This window comes from Sphingomonas sp. TF3, assembly GCF_003985085.1.
In the GTDB taxonomy this organism is placed as follows: Bacteria; Pseudomonadota; Alphaproteobacteria; order Sphingomonadales; family Sphingomonadaceae; genus Sphingomonas.
This window is the reverse complement of the sequence record NZ_RWKS01000005.1, coordinates 111,689-129,049: the sequence shown is the minus strand read 5'-3', so window position 1 is coordinate 129,049 and position 17,361 is coordinate 111,689. Positions and strand designations below refer to the sequence as shown.

19 protein-coding genes and 1 tRNA gene are annotated in these 17,361 nt (G+C 64.6%); 7 read left to right on the top strand and 13 right to left on the bottom strand.

Annotated features, from left to right (window positions below; genetic code table 11):
• Positions 1–10: 10 nt before the first annotated feature.
• The 3 genes from EJC47_RS05985 to EJC47_RS05975 all read right to left on the bottom strand — a co-directional run bounded on the left by EJC47_RS05985 (position 11) and on the right by EJC47_RS05975 (position 3,812).
• On the bottom strand, positions 11–2,173 hold the full coding sequence (locus EJC47_RS05985; RefSeq protein ID WP_126846003.1) for a TonB-dependent receptor: 2,163 nt from the start codon (positions 2,171–2,173) through the stop codon (positions 11–13).
• A 152-nt stretch (positions 2,174–2,325) separates the two neighbouring features.
• Positions 2,326–2,823: a phosphatase PAP2 family protein gene (locus tag EJC47_RS05980; RefSeq protein WP_033966791.1), complete on the bottom strand. Its 498-nt coding sequence runs from the start codon at positions 2,821–2,823 to the stop codon at positions 2,326–2,328.
• Between the two features lie 92 nt (positions 2,824–2,915).
• Positions 2,916–3,812: a LysR substrate-binding domain-containing protein gene (locus tag EJC47_RS05975; RefSeq protein ID WP_126846001.1), complete on the bottom strand. Its 897-nt coding sequence runs from the start codon at positions 3,810–3,812 to the stop codon at positions 2,916–2,918.
• Between the two features lie 107 nt (positions 3,813–3,919).
• Here EJC47_RS05975 and EJC47_RS05970 point away from each other — a divergent pair, with 107 nt between their 5' ends.
• Entirely contained in the window at positions 3,920–4,705 is a 786-nt protein-coding gene (locus EJC47_RS05970) for an SDR family NAD(P)-dependent oxidoreductase (protein ID WP_126845999.1), read from the top strand.
• An 80-nt stretch (positions 4,706–4,785) separates the two neighbouring features.
• Here EJC47_RS05970 and EJC47_RS05965 read toward each other — a convergent pair.
• Together EJC47_RS05965 and folK are read right to left on the bottom strand one after the other, a co-directional pair.
• A tRNA-Lys gene (locus EJC47_RS05965) sits at positions 4,786–4,861 on the bottom strand.
• Between the two features lie 36 nt (positions 4,862–4,897).
• Positions 4,898–5,374 (bottom strand): 2-amino-4-hydroxy-6-hydroxymethyldihydropteridine diphosphokinase, encoded by a 477-nt coding sequence (folK, locus tag EJC47_RS05960; RefSeq protein ID WP_126845997.1) that lies wholly within the window; start codon positions 5,372–5,374, stop codon positions 4,898–4,900.
• 23 nt (positions 5,375–5,397) lie between these two features.
• On the opposite strand from folK, the gene EJC47_RS05955 reads away from it, so the two are divergent.
• Positions 5,398–6,060 carry a uracil-DNA glycosylase gene (locus EJC47_RS05955; protein ID WP_126846184.1) on the top strand — a complete coding sequence of 221 codons (663 nt, stop codon included), beginning with the start codon at positions 5,398–5,400 and terminating at the stop codon, positions 6,058–6,060.
• Positions 6,061–6,105: 45 nt separating this feature from the next.
• A complete protein-coding gene (locus EJC47_RS05950) occupies positions 6,106–6,357 on the top strand; it encodes a hypothetical protein (protein WP_126845995.1) in 252 nt (83 codons plus the stop codon).
• Positions 6,358–6,363: 6 nt separating this feature from the next.
• Here the strand turns inward: EJC47_RS05950 and EJC47_RS05945 are convergent, their stop codons facing one another.
• Together EJC47_RS05945 and aguB are read right to left on the bottom strand one after the other, a co-directional pair.
• Complete coding sequence (locus EJC47_RS05945; protein WP_126845993.1) at positions 6,364–6,930, bottom strand: DUF4337 domain-containing protein; 567 nt, start codon at positions 6,928–6,930, stop codon at positions 6,364–6,366.
• A gap of 152 nt (positions 6,931–7,082) precedes the next feature.
• The gene (gene aguB / locus EJC47_RS05940) at positions 7,083–7,934 is read right to left on the bottom strand and encodes an N-carbamoylputrescine amidase (RefSeq protein ID WP_126845991.1); all 852 of its coding nucleotides are present in this window, start codon (positions 7,932–7,934) and stop codon (positions 7,083–7,085) included.
• A 141-nt stretch (positions 7,935–8,075) separates the two neighbouring features.
• Between aguB and EJC47_RS05935 the strand changes: the two genes are divergently transcribed.
• Positions 8,076–9,305 carry an NRAMP family divalent metal transporter gene (locus EJC47_RS05935; RefSeq protein ID WP_312845337.1) on the top strand — a complete coding sequence of 410 codons (1,230 nt, stop codon included), beginning with the start codon at positions 8,076–8,078 and terminating at the stop codon, positions 9,303–9,305.
• Between the two features lie 140 nt (positions 9,306–9,445).
• Here EJC47_RS05935 and EJC47_RS05930 read toward each other — a convergent pair whose 3' ends face one another.
• Entirely contained in the window at positions 9,446–10,420 is a 975-nt protein-coding gene (locus tag EJC47_RS05930; protein WP_126845987.1) for an agmatine deiminase family protein, read from the bottom strand.
• 3 nt (positions 10,421–10,423) lie between these two features.
• Positions 10,424–12,076 (bottom strand): M28 family metallopeptidase, encoded by a 1,653-nt coding sequence (locus EJC47_RS05925; RefSeq protein ID WP_185867574.1) that lies wholly within the window; start codon positions 12,074–12,076, stop codon positions 10,424–10,426.
• A gap of 124 nt (positions 12,077–12,200) precedes the next feature.
• Here EJC47_RS05925 and EJC47_RS05920 point away from each other — a divergent pair, with 124 nt between their 5' ends.
• A complete protein-coding gene (locus EJC47_RS05920) occupies positions 12,201–14,213 on the top strand; it encodes an alpha/beta hydrolase family protein (RefSeq protein ID WP_126845985.1) in 2,013 nt (670 codons plus the stop codon).
• A gap of 55 nt (positions 14,214–14,268) precedes the next feature.
• Here EJC47_RS05920 and rpsD read toward each other — a convergent pair whose 3' ends face one another.
• Positions 14,269–14,883: a 30S ribosomal protein S4 gene (gene rpsD, locus EJC47_RS05915; protein WP_126845983.1), complete on the bottom strand. Its 615-nt coding sequence runs from the start codon at positions 14,881–14,883 to the stop codon at positions 14,269–14,271.
• Positions 14,884–15,093: 210 nt separating this feature from the next.
• Here rpsD and EJC47_RS05910 point away from each other — a divergent pair, with 210 nt between their 5' ends.
• The gene (locus EJC47_RS05910) at positions 15,094–15,399 is read left to right on the top strand and encodes a chorismate mutase (protein WP_126845981.1); all 306 of its coding nucleotides are present in this window, start codon (positions 15,094–15,096) and stop codon (positions 15,397–15,399) included.
• 17 nt (positions 15,400–15,416) lie between these two features.
• Here EJC47_RS05910 and EJC47_RS05905 read toward each other — a convergent pair whose 3' ends face one another.
• Entirely contained in the window at positions 15,417–15,668 is a 252-nt protein-coding gene (locus EJC47_RS05905) for a hypothetical protein (protein WP_126845979.1), read from the bottom strand.
• A gap of 217 nt (positions 15,669–15,885) precedes the next feature.
• Here EJC47_RS05905 and EJC47_RS05900 point away from each other — a divergent pair, with 217 nt between their 5' ends.
• Complete coding sequence (locus EJC47_RS05900; protein WP_033964433.1) at positions 15,886–16,104, top strand: hypothetical protein; 219 nt, start codon at positions 15,886–15,888, stop codon at positions 16,102–16,104.
• A gap of 46 nt (positions 16,105–16,150) precedes the next feature.
• Here the strand turns inward: EJC47_RS05900 and EJC47_RS05895 are convergent, their stop codons facing one another.
• Positions 16,151–16,888, bottom strand: coding sequence for an RNA methyltransferase (locus EJC47_RS05895; protein WP_033964432.1), 738 nt, complete (start codon positions 16,886–16,888; stop codon positions 16,151–16,153).
• Positions 16,885–17,361, bottom strand: coding sequence for a transcriptional regulator NrdR (gene nrdR, locus EJC47_RS05890; RefSeq protein WP_033964431.1), 477 nt, complete (start codon positions 17,359–17,361; stop codon positions 16,885–16,887). The genes EJC47_RS05895 and nrdR overlap by 4 nt, the downstream gene beginning before the upstream one ends.

Genomic DNA, 17,361 nt, shown 5'->3' with positions numbered 1-17,361 from the left:
GGACACCGCATCAGATCGTCTTGCTGATCCCGAACAGGAAGCCGCGGCGCGCACCGAATTGCGGTGCGCCCACGCCCACGCCCGACCCATCGCGGATTTCATAGACGCGGTCGGCCACGTTGATGATGTCGGCACGGATCGTCACGCCCGGCCCCTTGAACTCATGGCTCGCGGTCAGGTTGAACACCGCATAGGGCGTCAGCTTGCCGCCATTGGGCACGTCGCCATCCTTGCGCAGGCCAGACCCGTAAATCATGCTGCCGCCCACGCGGCTGTCGCGCAGAAAGCCCTGATCGAACCGGTACGACACGCCTGCCGACCCGGTATAGGTCTGGTCGTGGTCGAGATAGATGTAGTTCTTCGCAATATAGGCCAGGTCATCGGGCGAAAAATTGAACTGGCCCGACGCGATCGAAAACCCTTTGGCCTTGGCGTAGGAAAAATTGGCATAAGCCAGCAACGGGCCGTGCTGATAGGAAATATTGCCTTCGATCCCGTCGATCCGCCCGCGCGCATAATTGAACGGCGTCAGGATGATCGGCGCACCGAACTGGCCTTCGTCGACCAGATTTTTCGAGCGCCGGTGGTACGCGTCGATCCCGAGCGTGACCCGCCCGATCTTCTGTTCGGCACCGATATCGAAATAGTCCTGCCGCTCGGCAAAGGGCACGGTGGCGAGCGGCGGGTTGACGCCGTCATCGCCCGGTGCCTGCGCGCTGGTGCCGCGATACTTCAACACGCTGTTGGTGGCGACATTGGAGAACGGCGCAGGCGAGAAATAGCGCGCGTAGCCGGCATGGAGCGTGAGCCCCTTGGACGGTGTGAGCACGGCATTAATGCGCGGCGAGAACTGCGATTCGGAACGGTAGCCGTCATAATGGTCGAAGCGGCCGCCGAAATTGACGATCAGCGGGTCCGCGATCTTCCATTCGTCCTGCAGATAGACGCTGTAGGTCATTTCGGTCTTGGCACCATTGTCGACGACCGTGATCGGCTGGCCGATTTGCGCGCCTGTGCCATCCACCGGGAACACCTGGCTCGAGGTCTGGCTGTTGCTGCGGTCGCGCGACACGATCACGCCGCCGCGCAGGGTATGCGCATCGCTGGCGCGGTACACACCCTCGACCTGACCGCCAAAGGTGAAGTCCTGCTTGAACGCCTTTTGCGCGATGCCGTTGAACAGCAATTCGCCGAGCGTATCGGGTGTGTAGCGCAAGCTGGAATAGCGCGCGAACAGCGATGCCTGCAGCGTGACCGGGCCGGCATCGTGCAACAGGCTGGCAAGGCCAAAGGCAGTGCGCTCGTGCTGCCGCTCATCGAGAGTGTCGCTGAGAAAATTGGTAACGCCGCCAACGTTATAGCCGTGGCTGGGGGTGAGGCCGCGCGGATTGGGAATCTGGAAGCTCTGGTCGGAATAGCCGCCCATGAACGACACGCGATTGTTCTCGTTCAGCGTGTGGTCGACATAGACGAAGCCCTGATATTGGTCGGTGTCGTCGTGCAGCGGGGTGCGGCCGCCATCGACCGCCTCGATCCCGATATTGCTGTGCTTGTAGCTGCCGGTAACGAAATAATTGGTTTTGCCCGTCGAGCCGCCATAGTCGAAGCTCGGCTGGATGGTGTCGTTGGTGCCGCCATAAAGCGACACTTCGCCACCATTTTTGAAGCCATTCTTGGTGGTGATGTCGATGATGCCCGCCGTGCGCAGCCCATATTGCGCGGGCAGCGCGCCGGTGCGCAGATCGAACCGCTCGACCAGGCGCGGGCTCAGCGTCTGCCCGAACACGGCGACGCCTTCGGGCAGGATCGTGCCGTTGATACGATATTGCAGGTTGTTATGGTCATCGCGCACATGGAACTGGCCGCCGCCATCCTGCACCACGCCCGGCAATTGCAGCAGGATCTGGTTGAGCTGCTGATTGTCACCGCCGGGCAAGGCGCGAATCGTCTCGCTGGTGATGGTGTAGGTCGTCGCACCGAGGCTAGGCTGGATCGAGGCGCGCGCGGCATCAAGCCGCCCGGTCACGACGATATCCGGTCCGCCGTTGGTCTTGTCGGTCGCGGCACCCGGCGCATCCGCCGTCGCAGCCGGAGCGGCTACCGTATCGGCATAAGCAGTGGCAGGCACGAAAAACAACAGAGCGGCGCTGGACAACAAGGTGGCTCGAAACATGCGGGGGACGGCCTTTCAGAGAACGATGCTGCAGTGCGATAGATGTTATGTAATACTATATCAAGGTCAATTCGTCGTCTCCCGGAAACGATTCGACCGTGTGGGCGGGTGCGCCGTACAAGATTGCTGCGCGATGAATGAAGCGGCGGAACTTACGGCCGCTGAGCGCGGGTGTCCGCCCCCAATTTGCGGCCAAGCGCCCACCAGCCGAGCGCCCAAATCGTACCGAACACCCAGCCGCCAACGACGTCGCTCGGCCAATGCACGTGCAGATAGAGACGGCTGACCCCGATCAGCACCACCAGCACCGCCGTTGCCGCGAGAATATAGACACGCGCCGCGTGTCCATGCACCGTCTGCACCAGCAGCAACGCCAAGGTGAGGTAGACGATCGCGCTGTTGGCGGCATGGCCGCTCGGGAAGCTGGCCGAGGACACCGCAACGAGCCGTTCGTCGAGCGGCGGTCGCACCCGCGCGACCAGCCCCTTGATCAGCGTCACCGCGATCGACCCCGACGTCGTCCCGACCACCACCAGCACCAGCGTCAACCAGCGCCGCTGCACCGCAAGAAAGCCGCCCGCCAGCACCACCGCCAGCAACAGCACAGTGCCGCCGCCCAATGCCGTTACGTCCACCATTATCTGGGTCATCACTGTCGCTCCCTGCGGGTGGAACGCCGTAGCACCGTTTTGGATACCGCAAACACGACCCATTTGCGCTCCATTCTGCGACTCGCGACGAATCAGCCGGGCAGGATCAGCGCTTCGTCCAGATAGTCGAGCAACGCCCGCACGCGCGGGGCAAGACGGTCCTGCGCCGAATACAGCGCATGGATATCCTCGCCGTCGCCCGGATTATAGGCGGCCAGCACTTCGACCAACCGCCCGCTTTGCAGGTCCCCCGCGACGTGAAACCGCGAGAGGCGCGCGATCCCGCCACCGGCCACCGCCATCAGGCGGACGACATCGCCCGAATTGCCGAGAAAGGCACTTTCAACCGCGCGATGCACCACGCGCTGCCCAAGCCGAAACGGCCAACCATCGATCGATCGCCGGAAGCTGAACTGCAGGCAGCGATGCGTATCGAGATCGTCTGGCGTTTGCGGCATGCCATAATGCGCGAGATAGGACGGGCTGGCGACCAGCAGCATCTTGCTGTGCCCAAGCTTCTTCGCGCGCAAGCGGGTGTCGCGCAGCGGCCCGATCCGGATCGCAATGTCGGCGCGTTCCTCCACCAGATCGACGAGTGCATCCGACAAAGCGAGATCGACCAGGACATGGGGATAGCGCGCCGTGAAGGCGGGCAGCAGCGGCAGCAGGCACTGCGTTCCGAACGGCACCGATGCGTTGACGCGCAACGTTCCGCGCGGCTCCTGCGTCTCGCGCCCCAGGCCGCTTTCCACCTCGGCCATGTCGGCGACCAGTCGCGCCATGCGCTCGCGATAGCGTTCGCCTTCGGCAGTCAAGGCCAGCGAGCGTGTCGTCCGTCGCAACAGCACGACCCCCAGCCGCGCCTCCAGCCGCGCGACGCTGCGGCTGACCGCAGACGGCGTCAGTCGCAGCTCTTTGGCCGCAGCCGCCAGGCTGCCCGCGCGCGCCGCCGCCAGAAAAATCTCGATATCGCCCAGCCGATTGTCCATCGGCTTTCATGATATCGAATCACTTCTGAAATGTAATCCTGCCTTCTAATCACGAATGGCCGGTCGCCTTATCTTCGCAGCATCCAAGACAGCGCGAGGAAATCACAATGGACCTGCAACTGAACGGCAAAACCGCAATCGTAACGGGATCGACCGCCGGCATCGGCTTGGCGATCGCCAAACGGCTGGCGGCCGAAGGCGTCGAGATCATCGTCAGCGGGCGCGACCAGGCCAAGCTCGATGCCGCCGTCGCCGAAGTCGCCGCCATCGGCACGGTGCGCGGCGTGCTCGCCGATGTCGCCACCGCCGAGGGGGCTGCCACGCTGATCGCTGCCGCGCCCGAGGTCGATATCCTGGTCAACAATCTCGGCATTTACGAAGCCAAGCCGTTCGTCGAGGTCAGCGATGCGGAATGGCATCGCTTTTTCGAGGTCAACGTGGTCAGCGGCATCCGCCTCGCCCGGCATTATTTCCCGCGCATGCTGGCGCGTGATTGGGGCCGCGTGATCTTCATCGCCAGCGAAAGCGGGCTGCTGCCCCCCGGCGAAATGATCCATTACGGCATGACCAAGACCGCGCAATTGTCGATTGCGCGCGGCCTGGCCGAGCAAACGCGCGGAACCGGGGTTACCGTAAATTCGGTGCTGCCGGGGCCGACCCGGTCGGAAGGGATCGTCGATTTCATTCATTCGGTGGTCGAGAATAAGGATGCCTCGGCCGCCGAGCAGGAGGTCGAGTTCTTCGAAAAGCTGCGCCCGCTCTCGTTGATCCGCCGCCTGATCGAGGCCGACGAAATCGGGTCGATCGTGACCTATCTCGCCAGCCCGCTCGCCGCCGTCACCAACGGTGCGGCGATCCGCGCCGAGGGCGGGATCATTCCGACGATCGCCTAACGTCCAGCCCCGCTGCCGGTGGCGCGATGCCGTCGGCAGCGCAGGCAGCGGTGCGAGGAACGGAGAGCGATCGTTGGGAATGGTGGGCCCGTCGGGACTCGAACCCGAGACCTACAGATTAAAAGTCCGTTGCTCTACCAACTGAGCTACGGGCCCACTCGGCGCTTGCGTTAGGAGCGCGTTCGGGCGCGGTCAACCCAGGGGTTGCGGCTTGTTCAGCCGCGCATGAAGCTGCCGGACGGTCCGGCCCGCTACCGGATCGCGCCAATCGGGGGCGATCGTGCGTAATGGATCAAGCACAAAGCCGCGCTCGCGAAAGGCGATATGCGGCACGGTCAGCCCTGCCGTCGACCACATTCCCCCTGACCACAGCACGATGTCGAGGTCGATCACCCGCGCGCCCCAACGCGCGCCACGCCGCCGCCCGAAGCTGCGCTCGATCGCTTTCAATCGAGCGAGCATCTGCGGCGGCGTCAGCGCACTCTCCAGCAGCACCGCCGCATTGGCGAAGCGCCGGATCGACGGCCCGAGCGGCGCGCTACCGATAATCGGGGAGGTTGCGACTACGCCGTCCAGCGCGGCGATCGCGGCGCGCACTTCGGCGACCGGGCCGCCGTGGCGGCCACGCCGGTTGGAGCCCAAGGCGATGGCATAGGTTGAGCTTTGCACCGAAACACGCCTATCGCACCTTGATGAACTTCGCACCCAGCCCAATCCCCGAAACCGAACCCCCACGCGATTGCCCGCGCTGCCCGCGCCTCGTCGCCCTGCGCGAAAGCCTGCAGGCCGAGCATCCCGATTGGTGGAACGGCCCCGTCACCGCCTTTGGCGATCCCGCCGCCTGGCTCGGCATCATCGGCCTCGCCCCCGCGCAATATGGCGCGAATCGCACTGGCCGCCCGTTCACCGGGGATCGCTCCGCCCCCTTGCTGTTCGGCACGCTCGCCAAATTCGGCCTCGCCACCGGCGAGTATGAAGGCAAGCCCGACGATACGCTGGCGCTCGACGGCGCGATGATCCTCGACGCGGTCAAATGCCTGCCGCCCGAGAACAAGCCGACGCCCGAGGAAATCCGCACCTGCCGCCCCTTCCTGGAGGGGCAGGCGGCGGCACTCCCTCACGCGCGCATCTTCGTGGCGCTGGGCCAGACCGCGCATCAATCGGCGGTCAAGATGCTCGGCGGCAAGCTGCCCAAATGCCGCTTCGGCCACCTCGCCGAACACCGCATGCCCGATGGCCGCATCCTGATCGATAGCTATCACTGCTCCAGCTACAATCAGAATACCGGGCGGCTGACGACCGAGATGTTCGAAGCGGTGTTCGCGCGGGCGCTGGAACTACGGGACTCGCAGTAACGGCGGCTTGCGGTTATGAACCGGCCTTCTGAACGGAGGCTTTCAATGCGGATTGTCCCTTTGATGGTGTTGGCACCCATGATGATCGCGGCCGCGCCCGAGGCCAAAACGGCTGCGGTCAAGCCGATGTGTCAACATTACGGTGCCATCGTGGCTAGTGACACGCTCCCCACCGCCAGCATTCGCCCGCTTGGGCAAGAACCGCCCGCGCAGCAAGTCGCGGCGGTGCTGCGTACGGTCGATGGCTGCCAGAAACCGCTGGTGGTGCGCGCCGAAGTGGGGACGCCGCGCCGCTGACGCGTTTCAGCCGAGGAAATTGCTCAGCACATCGGGGTGGAACGCCCAGCCGGCAAAGCCGCACACCCCCATGAACAGGCCGAAGCCGCCGAACACCCAACCGGCGACGAGCAACCAGAAACTCTCGGCCAGCGCCGCCACCGCCGCCATCGAAATGGCGGTGGCGATCAACGCCTCGCTCGCGTCGAACTGGTCGTCATGGACGTTGAGCGCGTCGTACCGATCGGCAAAGCCCTGCGCCTGCTTGGCCAGCACCGGTGCCTCGGCGCGATATTTGGCGATGTCGCGATCGAGCCCGGCGATCGCGCTACCCGCCGCCGCCCGCGCGGCGGGGGTGGTGGAAAGCACCACCAACTCGGCGCGCGCGGTTTCGTTGATGTGGATCTTGGTCTTGGTCGCTTGATACTGCGCCCAGTGATCGACCGAATCGGCTTTGGCCTGCGCCATGTTCTGGACGATGTTGCCGTCCTTGATATTGCCCAGCCCCATGAACACCGACAGGATGACGACGGTCATCGCCACCCAGCGATTGAGCCGCTTGTCCTTGGCTTCGGCGCTGACTTCGATTTCCATGATGCGAGTCCTGACGCAAAAGGCTGTATAGCAAACCGTTCGTTTCGAGCGTAGTCGAGAAACCCGTCACTGCGCTCGCGGCCTGTTTCTCGACTACGCTCGAAACGAACGGAAGCGGCGCGACACCGCCCGATAACGGGCGTGCTGTTCCCTCAGATGTCCTGCACCAACCGCCCGTACAGTTCGGGCCGCCGGTCGCGGAAGAAGCCGAAGGCGGCGCGGTGGCGCTTGATCCGGTCGAGGTCGAGCGTGGCTACGATCACACCGGTTTCCTCGCGGCCCAGTTCGGCCAGGATGTCGCCGCGCTCGTCGGTGATGAAGCTGGTGCCGTAGAAGGTCTGGCCATGCTCCACGCCAATGCGGTTGGCGGCAACCACGGGCACGACGTTGGACACCGCATGCCCCACCATCGCGCGGCACCACAGCCGCGCGGTGTCGAGTGAGGTGTCATGCGGCTCGCTGCCGATCGCGGTCGGGAAGAACAGCACGTGCGATCCCATCAGCATCAGCGCGCGCGCGGTTTCAGGATACCATTGGTCCCAGCAGATGCCGACGCCCAGCGTCGTTGCATCTGGCCCCGGCCACACCTTGAAGCCGGTATTGCCCGGCCGGAAATAGAATTTCTCCTCATAGCCCGGCCCATCCGGAATATGGCTCTTGCGATACACGCCCTGCACCGCGCCATCGGGCCCGATCATCGCCAGCGAATTGTAATGGTGCGGGCCATCGGCCTCGAAGAAGCTGGTCGGGATCGTCACGCCCAGTTCGCGCGCAAGGCTCTGCATCGCCAGCACCGCCTTATGCTCGCCCACCGGCTTGGCGTTGGCGAACAGCCCTTCATCCTCGACCCGGCAAAAATATTCGCCCTCGAACAATTCGGGCGGCAGGATCACCTGCGCGCCCTTGCCCGCCGCCTCGCGCACGAGCTCGGAGACATGGGCGATGTTGGCGTCCAGATCGGACGTGAAGGCGAGCTGCAGCGCGGCGACGGTGATTTCGGTCATGCCGCGCCATATAGGGGAGCGTGCACCGCGCTGCCACTCTTCAAACGCACCATCCTCGCTTCCATGCCCACGACCTGTTAGCCCTCTGTTATGCCAAGCCCTTCTCACGATCGCCCCGACGACGCGCCCCCCGCAAACATATTGGCCGCCCTTGGCCCCGGCCTCGTTACGGGTGCCGCCGATGACGATCCCAGCGGCATTGCCACCTACAGCCAGATCGGTGCGCAATTTGGCTATGGCCTCGCCTGGACGATGCTGTTCAGCTACCCGCTGATGGTGGTGACGCAGGAGATCGCGGCGCGCATCGGCCTCGTCACCGGCTGCGGCATCGCGCAGAATCTGCGGCGGCATTATTCTCCCTATCTGCTGCGCGCAGTCGTGCTGCTGCTGCTGGTCGCCAATGTCATCAATCTCGGTGCCGATCTCGGCGCGATGGGGGCGGCGTTGCGTCTGCTGCTTGGCGGGCCGGAGCTGGTTTATACGATCGCCTTCGGGCTCGTGTGTATCGTCCTGGAAACCTTCGTCAGTTACCCACGCTATGCCGCAATCCTGAAATGGGCGACGCTGTCGCTTTTCGCCTATGTCGCGGTGGTGTTTGCAGCGCAGGTGCCGTGGTCGATCGCGCTGAAAAGCACCGTACTGCCAGGCATGACGTGGGACGCCGACCATGCGATGGCGCTGGTCGCGATCCTCGGCACCACGATTTCGCCGTACCTCTTCTTCTGGCAAAGCGGGCAGGAGGTGGAGGAAATGCACCGCCGCAATGCCAAGCCCTTGTGCATCACCCCCCGCGCGGCCGGCCCGGAGCTCGCGCGCGTGCGCAACGACACGGTAATCGGGATGGGCTTTTCCAACCTGATCGCAATCTTCATTATCTTCGCCACCGCCGCCACGCTCAACGCGCACGGGGTGACCGATATCAAGACCTCGTCGCAGGCCGCCGAAGCGCTGCGCCCGATCGCCGGGGTGTTTACCTTCGCGCTGTTCGCCGTTGGGATCATCGCGACGGGGATGCTGGCCGTGCCGGTGCTGGCTGGGTCGGCTGCGTACGGCGTGTCCGAGATGCTGGGCTGGACCTCGGGCCTGCGCCGCAAACCGCGCGAGGCGCGTGCCTTTTACGCGACCATCGCCGCTGCCACATTGGGCGGGGTCGCGCTCAACTTCACCGCGATCGACCCGATCAAGGCGCTCTATTGGAGCGCGGTGGTCAACGGCGTGCTGGCTGCACCGCTGATGGCGGTGATGATGCTGATCGCCACCAACCGCCGCATCATGGGCCGCCTGACGCTGCCCTGGCCGATGATCGTCATCGGCTGGATCGCCACCGCCGTGATGGCAGTGGCGTCGCTGGCGTTTTTCGTTTTGCAATAAGAGGGAGGCCCCACGACCATCGTACCCCTGTCCGTTCGTTTCGAGCGTAGTCGAGAAACCTGTCACAGGTCGCGCAGGTTTCTCGACTACGCTCGAAACGAACGGGTAGAGTGGCGGCGCGCGGAGCCCAATGCCCCCCGTTACGCCGGCAGTTGCTGCGAAATGCAGTGGAAGCTCCCGCCCCCGGTCAGGATTGCGTCCGCCCGCAAGCCCACCGCCGCGCGATCCGGAAACAGCGCCTGCACCGCCGCCACCGCAGCATCGTCGTTGGGCGCACCGTAGAGCGGCACCACGACGGCGGCATTGCCAATGTAGAAGTTCATATAGCTGGCGGGCACGATCTCGTCGTCGCGAAGCACGCGACCGGGCGACGGGATCCGCACCAGCTCGATGCCGTCCTTGGCGGATGCGGCTTGCGCGGCGCGCTGATAGACCAGCCAATTGGGGTCGTTCTCGGCCGCTTCCGGGATCACAAGCACGCCAGGCGCAACGAAACGCGCCAGATTGTCGACATGCCCGTCGGTATGGTCGTGCATCAGCCCGTCGCCCAGCCACAGCACGTCGACCAGCCCGAGATCGTCGCGCAGGCGCTGCTCGATCTCGCTCCTGGTCAAGGACGGATTGCGATTGGGGTTGAGCAGGCATTGCTCGGTCGTCACCACCAGCCCGGTGCCATCGCCGTCGATCGCGCCGCCCTCCAGCACCCAGTCGCAGCTTTCGACCGGCAGTTTCTTGCGCGCGGCCAGCCGCCGCCCGATATCGTCGTCGCCCGGCAAATCATATTTGCCGCCCCAGCCGTTGAAGCCAAAGTCACGTGCGCTGCCGTCGGACAGCACGATCGGCCCGGTGTCGCGCAACCAGATGTCGCCGAACGGCTCGACCACGACGCTCGCGACATCGCCCGCCAGCCGCTCGGCGGCCGCTGCCGCCGCATCGTTGGCGGCGACGAGCAGCACGCGCTCGCCGCGTCCCCCGGCATGCACCGCGCGCGCGAACGCCGCGACTTCTTCCTGCGCGGGTTCGAGATCGGCTTCCCACAATTCGGGATGGCTCGGAAAACCGATCCAGACGGCGGCGTGGGGGGCCCATTCGGCGGGCGGCAAGGGACGAGTCATGCGTTACTTTCCTGCAGCCGCCCGGCTTTGATCGCGAATCGAGCGGAATTCGGCGGTCTTGTACCAATTCGGCCAATCGGCACCATCCGCCAGCGACCGGCCGAGCGCATAATAAAGCTGCACATCCTCGACCGCGCCCGACCAGTCCCACGCCGGATTATATTCGTCCTGCGGCTTGTGATAGCGATGCTCGATATAATCGAGCGTTGCGGCGTGCCCCGCCGCCTCGCCGCCAACGCGCAGATCCTCGCCCGATTCGCCGTAGAACATTGGCACGCCGAGCTTGGCGAAGCTGAAATGGTCCGAGCGGAAATAGCTGCCGCGCTCGGGATTGGGTTCGGGCTTCACCACGCGGCCCTGCGCTTCGACCAGCAGCTTCATGCGGTCTTCCAGCTCGGATTTGCCAGCCCCCGTCACCACAAAATCCTTGGCGCGGCCAACGGTGTTAAGCCCGTCCATGTTCACGCCGCCGACGGTCTGCGCGATCGGGTAGATCGGGTGCTGCGCATAATAACGCGACCCCAGCAGCCCGCATTCCTCGCAGGTGACCGACAGGAATACGAGCGTGCGCCGCGCCGGGCCCGCCTTCACATTCGCCTCGGCGAGTGCCACCAGCCCGGCGACCCCGCTCGCATTGTCAAGCGCGCCATTGCAGATGTCGTCGCCCTTCACCGCATCGCAATGCCCGAGATGGTCCCAATGCGCGGTGTAATAGACATAGTCGTTCGGCGCCGTCGTACCCGGAAGGATGCCGATCACATTCTTCGACGCCTGCCGCTTGATCGTGTTGTCGAACGATACCGACGCGGTGACGCCCAGCGGAACCGCCTTGAAGCCCTTCACCTTTGCCGCCGCGTTCAGCGCATCGAAATCCTGCCCGGCGCTCGCGAACAGTTCGCGCGCCTTGGCCAATTGCATCCAGCCGACCGCCTGGCTCTGGTCGGCATGGTCGCCCGCTTCGTCCAGCTCCAATTGCGGGCCGGTCCAGCTCGATTGCACCACGCCCCAGCCATAAGCGGCGGGCGCGGTTTCGTGCACGATGATCGCGGCCGCCGCCCCGTGGCGCGCGGCTTCCTCGAACTTGTAGGTCCAGCGGCCATAATAGGTCATCGCGCGCCCCTCGAAGAGGCCTTGGTTGGTCGGCGTCTGCCAATCGGGATCGTTGACCAGGATGACGACGGTCTTGCCCTTCACATCGACGCCCGCATAATCGTCCCAGCCGCGCTCGGGCGCGGTGATGCCATAGCCGACGAACACCACCGGGCTGTTCCGAATGTCGATCCTGGGCGTAACGCGATAGGTGGCGATCACGACATCGCTGCGATAGGCGAGGCTCACCGGGGCCTTGCCGCCGGTGAAGCTGAGCGGCGTCACGTTCTTCGCGGTCAGTTCGACCAGCGGCACGTCCTGAAACCATTTGCCGTCATTCCCCGGCTTCAACCCGGCGGCCTTGAAGCGCTCGACGATATAGTCTGTCGCCTTTGCCTCGCCCGCCGTGGTCGGCTTGCGCCCCTCGAACGCATCGGAGGAGAGCGTCTTGGTGACGTCCTTCAGCGTCTCGACGCTGATCGTGGGCAGCGGCCCATTCTGGGCCAGCACGGGGTTTGCCGCTGTCAGCAAACCGAGAGTGAGGGCAAGGGTCGGTATCGCGCGCATCGGCCATCATCCTGTCGCTAGGGTGGCCACCTTTTGGCAGGCGCAGTGCGCGTGCGCAACCAAGCGCGGTGCCGCGTTGCATCGCCCCTAAAAGTGCGTATCACTCTGCAAAAAGGGGAAAAGCATGAACCGATATCTGCTGGGGACCGCGCTGGCCGTTTGCCTCGCCACACCGTTGCTGCCCGCCGTCGCCGCCGCCCCCTCCCCCGTCAGCGATGCGGCGACGCGCTTCGGCGCGCGCGAAGACATTCAGCAGGTCAGCCTTTCGCCCAGCGGCACGGCAATCGCCTATATCGCGGCCATTGAAGGGCACGGTGCCGGCTTGTTCGTGGTGTCGGTCGCCGACGGAGTGCCAAAGCCCATACTCGCGTCCAGCGGCAACCCCGACCGGCTGACCGCCTGCAAATGGTCGACCGACACGCGGCTGATCTGCGGGATCTACATGATCCTCGACACCGGGCTGACCCATGGCGGCTTCAATGGCTATACCCGCCTCGTCGCGGTCGACAGCGACGGCAAGAATTTGAAGGTGCTCAGCGCGCGGACCAACGAACGGTCGCTCGGGGCCTCCTTTGGCGGGGGCGACGTGATCGACTGGAATGGCGGTGCGCCCGGCACGGTGCTGGTCACGCGTAGCTATGTGCCGGAGGCAACCACCGGATCGCTGATCGCAGAGAGTCGCGAAGGTGTGGGCGTCGACCGGATCGACACCGTTTCGCTGCGCCGCGCAAACGTCGAGCCGCCCAATAACGATGCTGTCGATTATATCAGCGACGGTTACGGTAGCGTCCGCATCATGGGCAAGCGCCCCAAGCTCAACACAGGCTATAACAGCGATACGATCCTCTATTCGTATCGCAAGTCCGGCGACCGCACCTGGCTGCCGCTCGGCACGCTCAAGACGACGGGCGGCGTGCTGTCGGGCTTCAATCCCTATGCAGTCGATCGCGACCACAACCTTGTCTACGGTTTCGACACCAAGGATGGGCGCAGGGCGCTGTACACGATCGCGCTCGACGGCAGCCTGACGCGCACGTTGGTGCTCGACCGCCCCGATGTCGATATCGATGACGTGATCCGCATCGGACGCCAGAACCGCGTGGTCGGCGCAAGCTTTGTCACCGACAAGCGGCAAAGCATTTTCTTCGACCCCGATCTGAAAAAGCTCGCCGCCTCGCTGTCGCGCGCCTTGCCCGGCCTGCCACTGGTCACGTTCGTCGATGCCAGCGCCGACGAAAGCAAGCTGCTGCTGTTCGCGGGCAGCGATGTCGATCCGGGCCATTATTATCTCTACGACAAGACGACGCGCCACCTCGCCGAAGCCTTTCCGGCGCGCGCTGCGCTCGCCAAGACGACCCTTGCAGCTCGCACGCCGATCACCTTCACCGCCGCCGATGGCACGCAGATTCCGGCCTATCTCACGCTGCCGCCCGGCAGCACGGGCAAAAACCTGCCGACAATCGTGATGCCGCATGGCGGCCCCGAAGCGCGCGACGAATGGAACTTCGACTGGCTGTCGCAATTCTTCGCCAATCGCGGCTATGCCGTGCTCCAGCCCAATTATCGCGGATCAACCGGCTACGGCATCGCCTGGTTCAAGGAAAATGGCTTCAAATCGTGGCGCACCGCGATCGGCGACGTCAACGATAGCGGTCGCTGGCTGATCAAGCAGGGAATCGCCGATCCTGCCAAGCTGGCGATCGTCGGCTGGTCCTATGGCGGCTATGCCGCGCTACAATCGGCGGTGCTCGATCCAAGCCTGTTCAAGGCGATCATCGCGGTCGCGCCCGTTACCGATCTGGAGACGCTGCGGCAGGAACGGCATGACTTCACCGACTTTACGGAACAGGATGCGCGGATCGGCAAGGGCCCGCATGTTCGCGAAGGCTCCCCGGCGCAGAATGCCGCGCGGATCACCGCACCCGTGCTGCTGTTCCACGGGGACCGCGACCAGAATGTCGGCATCGGCGAATCACGGCTGATGGCGGGTCGCCTGAAAGCAGCGGGCAAGTCGGTCGAACTGGTCGAGTTCCACGCGCTCGACCACCAGCTCGACGACAGCAACGTGCGCGCCACGATGCTCGACAAGGCCGATGGCTTTCTGCGCACCGCGCTGGCGTTGCCGCCCGCCAAATAAAAGGGGCGGCCTGTTGCCGGGCCGCCCTCTTGCAGTCTCGATCGGGATCGAACGATCAGCGCGAATAGAATTCGACGACCAGGTTCGGTTCCATCTTCACCGGATAGGGCACTTCGTCGAGCGTCGGAACGCGCGTGAAGGTGACCTTGGCCGCGCCATCGGGGGCGACATAATCGGGGATTTCGCGCTCGGCGAGCTGCTGCGCTTCGAGCACCAGTGCCATTTCCTTGGCCTTGGAGCCGAGCGTGATCTCGTCACCGACGAAGCAGCGGCGCGATGCGATGTTGCACTTCACGCCGTTGACGCGAACGTGGCCGTGCGAAACGAGCTGACGTGCAGCCCAGACGGTCGGCGCGAACTTGGCGCGATACACGATCATGTCGAGACGCTGCTCGAGCAGGCCGATCAAGTTCTGGCCGGTGTCGCCCTTCATGCGCGCGGCTTCGGTGTAGCAAGCGCGGAACTGCTTCTCGGTCACGTCGCCATAATAGCCCTTGAGCTTCTGCTTGGCGCGCAGCTGGATGCCGAAGTCCGAGACCTTGCCCTTGCGGCGCTGGCCGTGCTGGCCGGGGCCATATTCACGCTTGTTGACGGGCGATTTGGGGCGGCCCCAAATATTCTCGCCCATACGGCGATCGAGCTTGTACTTTGCGGATGAACGCTTCGACATGAGATATTCCTTGGCAAATGCTTCGTGACAAGACCGCCTGCCTGCGCAAACGATCGATACCCGGTATCGCTCTATCCGAACCTGTAAGGGATGCGGGCAGGGCCACCACTTCACCGGGGTGTGGGGCCAAATGCGAAGGCGGGCGGTTAGCGGGACCGGTCGCATGAGTCAAGCTGGACAGGCGCGCCGCGGCTCGCCAAGGGGGAGCGCATGACGAACGCGATCCTCACCGGCCCCGATTGCACCAATATGGCGGAGGTCCGCGCTGGCGTCGACCATGTCGACCGCGCGCTGATCGCGCTGCTCGCCCAGCGCTTTGCCTATATGGACGCAGCGGCGCGGATCAAACCCGAACGCGGCGCGGTGCGCGACGAGGGGCGCAAGGCGCAAGTCATCGCCAACGCCTGCGCCGAGGCGCACGCCGCCGGGATTCCCGAGAGCGTCGTCGCCGATTTGTGGGAACGGCTGGTCGAAGCATCGATCGCCTATGAGCTCGTGGCGTTCGACCGGCGCTGACCGCGCATCCCTTTCGGTTAGCGGGGAATATCCGAGCCGTTCCCGTCGCGCCGATTGCGCAGCTCCGCGGCACCACGCTCCCGTTCGGCTTCAAGCGCGACCCATTCGGCCTTGGTGTGGCAGACGCGCTTGGTAAACATCGAGCCGGTCACTTCCTCGGAGCGACAAATCTTCTTTTCTTTAGCCGCGTCCGCTGTGGAACCGGCTGTGTCCATGGCCTGCGCGGCCATTGGAAGGCATAATAGAGTCGCAGCGAGTAACGTCTTCATATACCCTCCCGATCGAGATCCAGTGCGCCGACAGTGAACGGTCTGCGCGATATAATGGGCAATCGCCGCCATCAAGGCACCGCGACGCTTCGTAGGGCCGGAGAACCCGTGAGCGGAACGCCAACCGGCCTCCATTCCCGAGCCTTAACGGCCGAGAACCCCAGCCATATGCTCGCTGCCCGCTGCCTCGCGCTCCCATTCCTCCGCAGTTTTGCAGATGCTGGCCCGCACCCGCGAGCTGGTCGTCGCTTCCGAACGACAAATTTTGCGCGGCTTGGCGGGTTTGCTGGGCTTTGCCGTCGGGGTGGGACCCGACGACGTTCCCTCAGCGGATGTTTGCGCAATCACCGGCGATGCCGCAAGCGCGATGGCAGCCATCATCGAGGCAGAACGGACCAGCATGAAGATCTCCGACTTATGCGATGCGCCGGTGTAACCAGCCCGCAAGATGCCGTCAAAGCAGAATAATCTGTGCCGCGCGCTTAGCGGTCCCGCGGCCGCTTTCCTGCCAGCGCGCTCAGCACGCCGCGCACGGTGCGAACCTCCTGCGCCGACCAGCCAGGCTTGGTCAGCAAGGTCCGCAAGGTCCGTCGCGTCACCGGCGTGCGTTCGGGCGGGAAGAAGAAATCGGTCTCGCCCAGCATCGCGTCAAGCTGTGCGATCATCCCGTCCAGCTCTTCCTGCGGTGCCGGCGGCGGCAGATCGACCTGGGGTGGGCTCGCCAGGCGCTCCGCCTTCGACCATTCATAGGCGATGAGGATGACCGCTTGCGCCAGATTGAGCGATCCGAATTCCGGGTTGATCGGCACGGTGATGATGGTCCGCGCCAGCGCGATATCGTCGGTTTCGAGCCCCGAGCGTTCCGGCCCGAACAAAATCGCCGATCGCCCCGGCCCGGCATGGATCGCGCGCGCCGCCCCCTCGGGCGTCACCACCGGCTTGGTCACGCCGCGTTTGCGCACGGTGGTCGCATAGACATTCGCGCAATCGGCCACGGCGTCGGACACGGTTTCGAACACCCGCGCCTCTTCCAACACGACATCGGCACCGCTCGCGGCGGGGCCTGCGCTCGGGTTGGGCCAGCCGTCGCGCGGGCTGACGAGGCGCATCTCGACCAGCCCGAAATTGAGCATTGCGCGCGCGGCCTTGCCGATATTTTCACCAAGCTGCGGACGAACGAGAACGAGCACGGGCGGTGGGATGATCGAAGGTGTGCTCACCCCTTGCCGACCTCGCTCACCGTGCCGGCAAATTCCTCGAAATCGCGCGCTTCGCGGAAATCCTTATAAACGCTGGCAAAACGGATATAGGCGACCGAATCGAGGCCCTTCAGCCCCTCCATCACCATCTCGCCGATCTTGCCCGAGCGCACTTCGTTCTCGCCCAGCGTCTCGAGCTGGCGTTGAATGCCCGACACCAGCTTCTCAAGCTGCGCCGCCTCGATCGGGCGCTTGCGGGCCGCGATCGAGACCGAGCGCAACAGCTTCTCGCGATCGAACGGCTCGCGCTTGAAGCCGCCGCCCGCGCCTTCGCTCTTGACCACGGTCAACTCGCGGAGCTGAATCCGCTCGAAGGTGGTGAAGCGCGCACCGCACCCCTCGCATTGCCGCCGCCGCCGGATCGCGCCTGCATCCTCGGTCGGGCGCGAGTCCTTTACCTGACTGTCTTCATGGCCGCAGAACGGACAGCGCAA